The sequence below is a fragment of the Hansschlegelia beijingensis genome (assembly GCF_045505405.1).
Classification (GTDB): domain Bacteria; phylum Pseudomonadota; class Alphaproteobacteria; order Rhizobiales; family Methylopilaceae; genus Methylopila; species Methylopila beijingensis_A.
In genome coordinates, this window is the sequence record NZ_JBJKEX010000129.1 from 1 (window position 1) to 7,675 (window position 7,675).

Consider the following 7,675-nt stretch of genomic DNA (forward strand, 5'->3'; position numbering starts at 1 on the left):
CCGTACAAGGAGTGGCTGAAGAAGACTCAGCTGGTGCTCGAGGACCTGCCGGACGTGATGAGGCTGAGCCCTCAGGCGCGCGGCGAAGCGCCCCGGGAGGGCCGGGCCTGGGCGCCGCGTTCCGGCTGACGAGCTTGTCGCATTGACTCCCGCCACAGTCCCGCCATAGCGTCCGCCGCGACGGTTCCCCTCGGGGATCAAAAGGGAACGCGGTGATGGTTTTCGGACCTCATGCCGCGGCAGCCCCCGCTACTGTGAGCGGCGAGTGACTTCGTCATCGGCCACTGGACCCACGCGGTCTGGGAAGGCGACGGAGCGAGCTACGACCCGCAAGCCAGGAGACCTGCCGTCATTCGTGTGGTCACACGCGAACGCATCGGGCGGGGTGCACCGATGGTGGGCGAACCGCGGGCGCATGAGAGGCGTCTGCGGCGAGACCTCCGGTTCGCGGTGACGTGCCACCCGTCCCGCTCGGGGTCTTGATGTCCAGCCTTCCCTGCCGTTCACGGTGCGCGGCTCTCGCAGCGTCCGTCGCCCTTTCCGCAGTGCAGATCTCCTCCGCGGCCGCGCAGGCCGAGGCTTCCGGCGACGCAGCGCAGCTCGAGGAAATCTCCGTCACCGCGAACCGGATCGAAGGCCCGCAGGCCGCGATCGGCAGCGCGGTCTCGTCGATCTCGCGCAAGGAGCTCGAGCAGCGCCAGATCCGCGTCGTCTCCGACGCCCTGCGCGAGTTGCCGGGCGTGGCGGTGAACCGCACCGGGCCGATCGGCGCCGCGACGGCGGTCCGCATCCGGGGCGCCGAAGCGAACCAGACGCTCGTCCTCATCGACGGCATCCGGATGAACGACCCCGGCGCCAGCGCGGAGTTCGACTTCGCCAACCTGCTCAACCTCGAGGTCGAGCGCATCGACGTGCTGCGCGGGCCGCAGAGCGCGCTCTACGGCTCGGACGCGATCGGCGGCGTCGTCAACATCGTGACCCGCAGGGGCGAGCCCGGCCCAACCCGGCTGCGCGCCAGCATCGAGGGCGGCTCCTTCGGCACCGCGACCGGCACGGCCTCGGTGTCGGGCGGGACGCAGGCCTACGACTACCTGATCGCCGGCCAGGGCTTCAGAACGCGCGGAATCTCCAGCGCGCGACGCTTCGACGCCTATGCGCCGACCGGCTCGCTCGACCGCGACGGCTACAGGAGCGGGACCGGGCTCGCCAAGGTCTCGGTGCGGCCGAACGACAATCTCGAGTTCACGGGCGTCGCCCGCTACACCGAGTTCGACGCCGACCGGGACAATTTCGGCGCGGCTTCGGACGGATATCCCGTGGCGGCCGCGGTCGACAGCCGCGACACCGAGAAGGGCAAGCAGTTCTTCGGCCGGGCGCAGGCCAGGGCGACCCTGCTCGACGGCGCCTGGGACCATGTGCTCGGCATGTCCTACACGCGGCAGGACCGGCGCAGCTTCGACGGGAGCGACCTCGAGACCTACGCCACGCTCGGCGAGATGACGCGGTTCGACTACCAGACCAACATCCGGTTCGACACGGCCGGGGCGCTGCCGACGAGCCATGTCGTGACCTTCGGCGCGGACCACACGCGCGACGCGGTGAAGAGCTACACCGCCTTCCCGTTCCCGGCCGACGCGCCGAACCCGCTGCGCAAGCACCTCGACACGTCGGGGCTCGTCGGCCAGTACCAGATCGGCTTCCTCGAACGGTTCTTCGTCACCGGCAGCATCCGGCACGACTTCAACGACCGCTTCGACGAGGCGACCACCTACCGCGTCGCGAGCGCCTACACCTTCGATCACACGCGCACCAAGCTGCGCGCCTCGTGGGGCACCGGCGTCAAGAACCCGACGGCCTTCGAGCTGTTCGGCTACTCCGGCGACTACGTCCCGAACCACAGCCTCAAGCCCGAGCGCGGCGAAGGCTGGGACATCGGCTTCGACCAGCCGCTGTGGAGCGACCGGATCGTCGTCGACGCGACCTACTTCCAGCAGCGCGTCCGGGACCTGATCTCCAGCGAGACCATCGCCGACCCGAGCGAGCCGGGCGGCTTCGTCAGCCGGGCGATCAACCTCGCCGGCGCGTCCAAGATCCACGGCGTGGAGCTCGGCGTAACCGTCAGGCCGCTCGACGGGCTGACGCTGCGCGCCGCCTACACCTTCAACGACGGCGAGGACGCGACCGGCGCGACGCTGGTCCACCGGCCGCGCCACATCGCGAGCCTCAACGCCAACTACGCCTTCCTGGACGGCCGGGCGAACGTGAACCTGGGCGTCGTCTACAACGGCCGTCAGCGCGAGTTCATCTACGACGCCGTGACCTACGCCCGCACCACCGCGCCCCTGAAGGCCTACACGCTGGTCAACATGGCGGCGTCCTACAAGGTGACCGACAACGCCGTAGTCTACGGCCGGATCGAGAACCTGCTCGACAAGCGCTACGAGGAGGCGCGCACCTACGCCTCGACCGGCCGCGCCGCCTATGGCGGGGTGAAGGTCTCGTTCTGAGGGAGGCCGGGCGGGCGCGCGGCGTCCCGTCAGAGCGTGCCGCCGGGCGCCGGAGCGCCCCGCGCCGCAGCGAGGCGCCGCTCCCTCTTGGCCTCGTACATGCGCGCGTCGGCGACGCGGAAGAGCTGGATCAGCGACGACGCGTCGTTCGGGTAGACTGCGTAGCCGGCGCTGAAGGCGACCTGCACCGTCGCGTCGCCCAGCAGGAACGGTTCGTCGAGCGCGTCGTACAGGCGCCTGATCATGCGGTCCGCGTCCTGCGTGGACATCGCCGGCAACAGCAGCACGGCGAACTCGTCGCCCCCCAGTCGTCCGACCACGTCGCTCTCCCGGAAATGCCGCGAGAGGCGACCCGCGAACTCCTTCAGCACGGCGTCCCCGACGGGATGGCCGAGGTTGTCGTTGATCTGCTTGAAGCCGTCGAGGTCGAGCACCAGCAGGCCGAACGTGTCGTGCACGGCCGCGCTCAGCGCGTCCTCGATCGAGCGCCGGTTCTTGAGGCCCGTCAGCGGATCGCGCTCGGCCAGCGTGAGCAGCGTCCGCTCCCGCTTCTTGCGCTCGGTGATGTCGACGAACACGGCCAGGCACATGCCCGCTTCAGGGATGAGGGAGACGCTGAAGGCGGCGTGGAACTGCGCGCCGTCCTGGCGGCGGCAGAGCAGCTCCTCCTCCGGAACGTCGACGCGGCTTTCGGGCGGCGAGGCCATGTCCTTGACCGCCTGCGCGCGATGGCGCTCGGCCTCGCGCGGGTCCGCGAAGGTCCTCGAAACCACGTCGAAGACGTCCCGGCAGTCCGCCAGCGACAGCCCGAACATCCGCGTGAAGGCGCGGTTGACGAACTCGACGCGGCCGTCGCCGAGCCGGCACCAGGAGACCGCGACCGGCAGGGCGTCCAGCGCAAGCCGCATGCGGTCGTCGCCGCTCGTGGAACCGGGGATCGCGCCGCGGATTTCAGACATCATGCACTCGCTGGCAGGTGGACGAACACCGACCTCCCCCAGTTAGGCGCCGTTTCTCAAAACCAAGAGGCCAACTGTCACGATTCAACATGATCCGCCCGGCATCGGGGGAGTAGCGCGAGAAGCGACCTGGCCGGCGCACGCCGCGGTTGCGCGCCCGCCGGAGCGCGGTCAGTGTGGTGGGCTTGGCATGCGACGGGAGGGCGCCATCCACGCATATCGCCCAGCCTGCGCACTGCTGCTGGCGTTCGCGACGGCCAGAGCCACCGAGGTCGCGAACGCGCAGCAGCCGGACCAGACGCTGCTCTACGACGAGAACGGGCTGAAGCTGCGCTGGCATCTTCAGCTGGGACTGAACGCCGTGAGCGAGCGCAACCTGTACTGGAACCTGGCGGCGACGACCTCGCCCCAGTCTGATTTCGATCCGGTCTCCCACTGGCTCGAGGGCTATGTCGAACCCGGCCTGCGCTTCGAATGGGCGCCCTTCGGCCGGTCGACCTTCTACGGAAAGCTGTCCTCTGTCGGCTCTTATACGGCCGGGACCGACGCTTTCGACTGGAGCGACACAGGGCGGATAACGGTCGAAGACGCCTATCTCGGGTACCGGGTCGGGTCCGCCAGGGCGACGGGCCTCGACCTGTCCCTGGGTTCGCGCGAGCTGAAGCTCGGCAGCGGCATGCTGATCGCGAACGGCGGCTCGAGCGGCTTCGAGAGAGGCGCTCTGAAGTTCGGCCCGAGGAAGGCCTGGAAGCGCGCCGCGTTCGCGCATGTCTATGAGGACGGCTTCACGGCGACGCCCTTCTACCTCCAGCCCAATGAGCTGCCGTCAAACGACGGCCACAACAAGCTCGCTGGCGGGGATCTCCGATATGACGCCGCCGCCGGCGGGTTCCTCGGCCTCTCCTACATCAACGTGCTCCATTCGGACTCCCCCTATGTGAAGGCGCCCCGCGGCGGCGTCGGGCCGCCGACCCTCCTGCCCCGCGGACGCGACGGAACCAACGCGCTCAATCTCTACGCCAGGACGAACCCGTTCAGCGGCGCCTTCCGGAACTGGTTCCTGACCGGAGACTTCGCCTATGAGTGGAACAGGACGGTCGACCTGGAAGCCTGGGGCGGCCGCGTTCAGGTCGGCTACGCCTTCAGCGGCCTGCCCTGGCCCACCGTCCTGACCTACTCGTTCCAGACCTTCTCCGGAGACGACCCCAAGACGTCGCGACTCGAACGCTTCGATCCGCTGTATTACGAGGGCTCCCCGGGGGCCTGGGCCACGGGCTCGAAGTCGTCGCTCGTCTTCACCAACTCGAACATCCGCGCGCATGAGGTTTCGCTGCGCGTGCACCCCACCGAGCGCGACACGGTCACGCTGCGCTATGCGCGCATCCTGGCGAACGAGCTCGGCAGCCCGATCCAGTTCGGACAGGCGACCCGCCTATTGAACTTCGGGGGCGCAGCCTATCTGATCTCGGGGGTGACGGAGCACCACCTCTCGGACGACGTGTTCCTCGAATACGGACGCACGATCAATCCGAACACGTTTCTGACGGCCGGCGTCAGCATGTCCGTCCCGGGCAAAGGCATCCGGGGCGTCGCCGACGGGAGAACGCCCAATTGGGTCGGAGGCTTCGTCAATGCCGTCGTCAATTTTTAGGACAGCGGCCCTCGCCGCGGGCCTCGTCATGACGCTGGGATCATCTTCCGGCGCGGTCGCCGATGCGGCCCCGCTGTCCGCCCAGGAGTCCGATCCCCGCGTGATGGGCTGGATGGAGGGTTTTCCGCCCCCGAAGGACAGGATCATCACGCAGCCGGATTCGGTCTATTTCTCGTTTCCGAAGCTGCGCTGGTCGGTCTGCCATCTGCGCGAGTTTCTTCCGACGGAGGAGATAAGCCGGGGCCTCGGCGCGCCTGTGCCGCTGGCCTATCCGCCGCCTTACGAGTTCGCGGACCTTCGGGACGCGATCGACGCCCTGACCTTCACGCCGCTCGGCGCCGACACGCAGATGAGCTGGGAGCAATCGCTCTACGCGAACTACACCGACGGAATTCTCATCCTTCACAAGGGCCGCGTGATCTACGAGCGCTACTTCGGCTGCCTCGAGCCGGACGGCAAGCACGCCGCGATGTCGATGACCAAGTCGCTGACCGGGCTGCTGGCCGAGATCCTGGTCGTCGAGGGCAAGCTGAACGAGGCCGCGCTGGTGTCGGACATCGTGCCCGAGGTCAGGGACAGCGCCTTCGGCTCCGCGACGGTGCGCCAGGTGATGGATATGACCACCGGCCTGCGCTACTCGGAAGACTACGCCGACCCCGAGGCCGACATCTGGACCTATTCAGCCGCCGCCAGCCCCCTCCCGAAGCCCGCGGGCTACAGCGGGCCGGACGGTTATTGGGAATATCTCCAGCAGGTGAAGCCGGAGGGAAAGCACGGCGACGCCTTCCACTACCGGACCGTCAACTCCGACATGCTCGGCTGGATCATCTCCCGCGTCTCGGGCAGGTCAGTGACCGATCTCGCCTCGGAACGGCTGTGGCGGCCGATGGGCGCCGAGCAGGACGCCTATATGACGGTCGACGGCAAGGGGACGCCCTACGCCGGAGGCGGCCTCTCGGCCGGCCTGCGCGATCTCGGCCGCCTCGGCCTGCTGATGCTGAACGAGGGCGTGATCGACGGAAAGCGGCTGTTTTCGGCCGAGGTGGTGAAGAAGATCCGCGCCGGAGGCGATCCGGCGAAGTTCGGCGCCAGCTATCCGGCGCTCGTCGGCGGACGCTACTCCAGCATGTGGTGGCTCTATCCCGGCGACGAGGGCGTCATCGCCGCCCGCGGCGTCCACGGCCAGACGATCTATGTGGACCCGTCCGCCGAGATGGTCGTGGTGCGCTTCGCCTCGTTCCCCAAGGCGCAGAACCCGCTCATCGACCCCACCACGCTTCCGGCCTTCCGGGCGGTCTCGGAATATCTCAGGTCGCGGTGAGCCTGATGGCTGGAGTGGGCGACGCAGCCGCCACCCATCTTCCACTGGGCGCGCGGGCGGCTTACCGCGCGGTGCGGTCACTGGGCCGCGGCCTTGACCCTTTATCCCCAAGCTGCGCCCGCGTTGAAACCGCCTGTGAATGGCTCGAGGTGGCCGTCTGAGTGATCCGCTCCCCACGTGGTTCGTGGTCTTCGCCTATGCGGAGGCTCTGGCTTGTCCCGTGCTGGAGCAGCGCGTCGCGGCCGACGACGTCGGAGCGCTCGCCGCCCTGCTCGGTCCTGAGGCTGGCGGCGATCCCGACCTTTGGTGGACCCACTGGCTGGACCAAAGCGAGCTTGAGAGGCTGATCGCCGCATTCGGCGTCAGCCCCACCTTCCGCGAGTACGACGCGGTCGCTCTCGCCCGCCCGAGCTCCATCCGGAACGCGCCCTACCTCGTCCACACCGGCTTCGAGTTGTTCCTGATGCTCGAAGGCCGCAAGCCCTTCGCGGCCTTCGACAACGAGCATCCGAGCGACTGGGCGGAGGACTATCTTGCGCCATTCGAGCGAGAGGTCGCTGCGGGCCGCCTCTCCAGGCGGAGCGCGTATCAGCCGTTCCCTGCGCCTGTGCCCAATCCGGATGGCGCGCCCTGGTCCGGCGTGCAGCGGACCTGCGACGCGGCGCCCGGCGAGGAATGGCGCTTCGACGCCTATGACGCGATGCTGGCGCGGCTGAAGTCCGAAGGCTGGAGCGCAGAGCTCGAGCGGCTGCAGGGAACGCTGCTCGGCTATGAGGACTGGCAGAACAACTGGTGGGCCGCGCACGCGGAGTCATTGTGGGAGCGGGCAGCCCTCCCCCACGATGAAAGCGATTGATCTCAGAGCGGCGCAGAAAGTGCCACCGACCGAAGACAAAGGCCGCCCACGCGCGACGGGCGCATGAAAGGTTCGGGTAGATTCTGACGCCTGGGCAATGCGACGCTGCGCCATGACCAAAAGCCAACTCCTCCTCACAGTCGAAAGGGACGGCGACGCGACTGTGGCGATCCATGCCAGGGTCACTGCGTCGACGTTCGCCGGCAGCGGCGCGGCTCACTTCGAACCAATAAATGTCCGCCAGACCTTCGTAATGAACCGCTCCGGATTCTCCGGAGGCCGCTTCGTTTGAGTCACGCCGCGATAGCCGGCTCGCTCAGCATTGCGTAATAGCGCTCTTCTGCTTCGGCTGGCGGGATGTTGCCGATGGGTTCGAGCAGC

General features: G+C 68.2%; 5 protein-coding genes and 1 riboswitch. Of the genes, 4 read left to right on the forward strand and 1 reads right to left on the reverse strand.

All coding sequences use genetic code 11. The features are described 5' to 3' along the window. The first annotated feature begins 164 nt into the window (after positions 1–164). Positions 165–365: riboswitch (cobalamin riboswitch) on the forward strand. A gap of 180 nt (positions 366–545) precedes the next feature. Continuing rightward, the gene (locus tag ACIKT0_RS09860) at positions 546–2,507 is read left to right on the forward strand and encodes a TonB-dependent receptor plug domain-containing protein (protein WP_407105181.1); all 1,962 of its coding nucleotides are present in this window, start codon (positions 546–548) and stop codon (positions 2,505–2,507) included. 29 nt (positions 2,508–2,536) lie between these two features. Here ACIKT0_RS09860 and ACIKT0_RS09865 read toward each other — a convergent pair whose 3' ends face one another. After that, a complete protein-coding gene (locus ACIKT0_RS09865) occupies positions 2,537–3,469 on the reverse strand; it encodes a diguanylate cyclase domain-containing protein (RefSeq protein WP_407105182.1) in 933 nt (310 codons plus the stop codon). 187 nt (positions 3,470–3,656) lie between these two features. On the opposite strand from ACIKT0_RS09865, the gene ACIKT0_RS09870 reads away from it, so the two are divergent. The 3 genes from ACIKT0_RS09870 (at position 3,657) to ACIKT0_RS09880 (ending at position 7,294) form a co-directional block, all read left to right on the forward strand. Continuing rightward, the gene (locus tag ACIKT0_RS09870) at positions 3,657–5,117 is read left to right on the forward strand and encodes an alginate export family protein (RefSeq protein ID WP_407105183.1); all 1,461 of its coding nucleotides are present in this window, start codon (positions 3,657–3,659) and stop codon (positions 5,115–5,117) included. Between the two features lie 28 nt (positions 5,118–5,145). Then, positions 5,146–6,438, forward strand: coding sequence for a serine hydrolase domain-containing protein (locus ACIKT0_RS09875; RefSeq protein WP_407105184.1), 1,293 nt, complete (start codon positions 5,146–5,148; stop codon positions 6,436–6,438). A gap of 220 nt (positions 6,439–6,658) precedes the next feature. Beyond that, a complete protein-coding gene (locus ACIKT0_RS09880) occupies positions 6,659–7,294 on the forward strand; it encodes a hypothetical protein (RefSeq protein ID WP_407105185.1) in 636 nt (211 codons plus the stop codon). Positions 7,295–7,675: the final 381 nt, after the last annotated feature.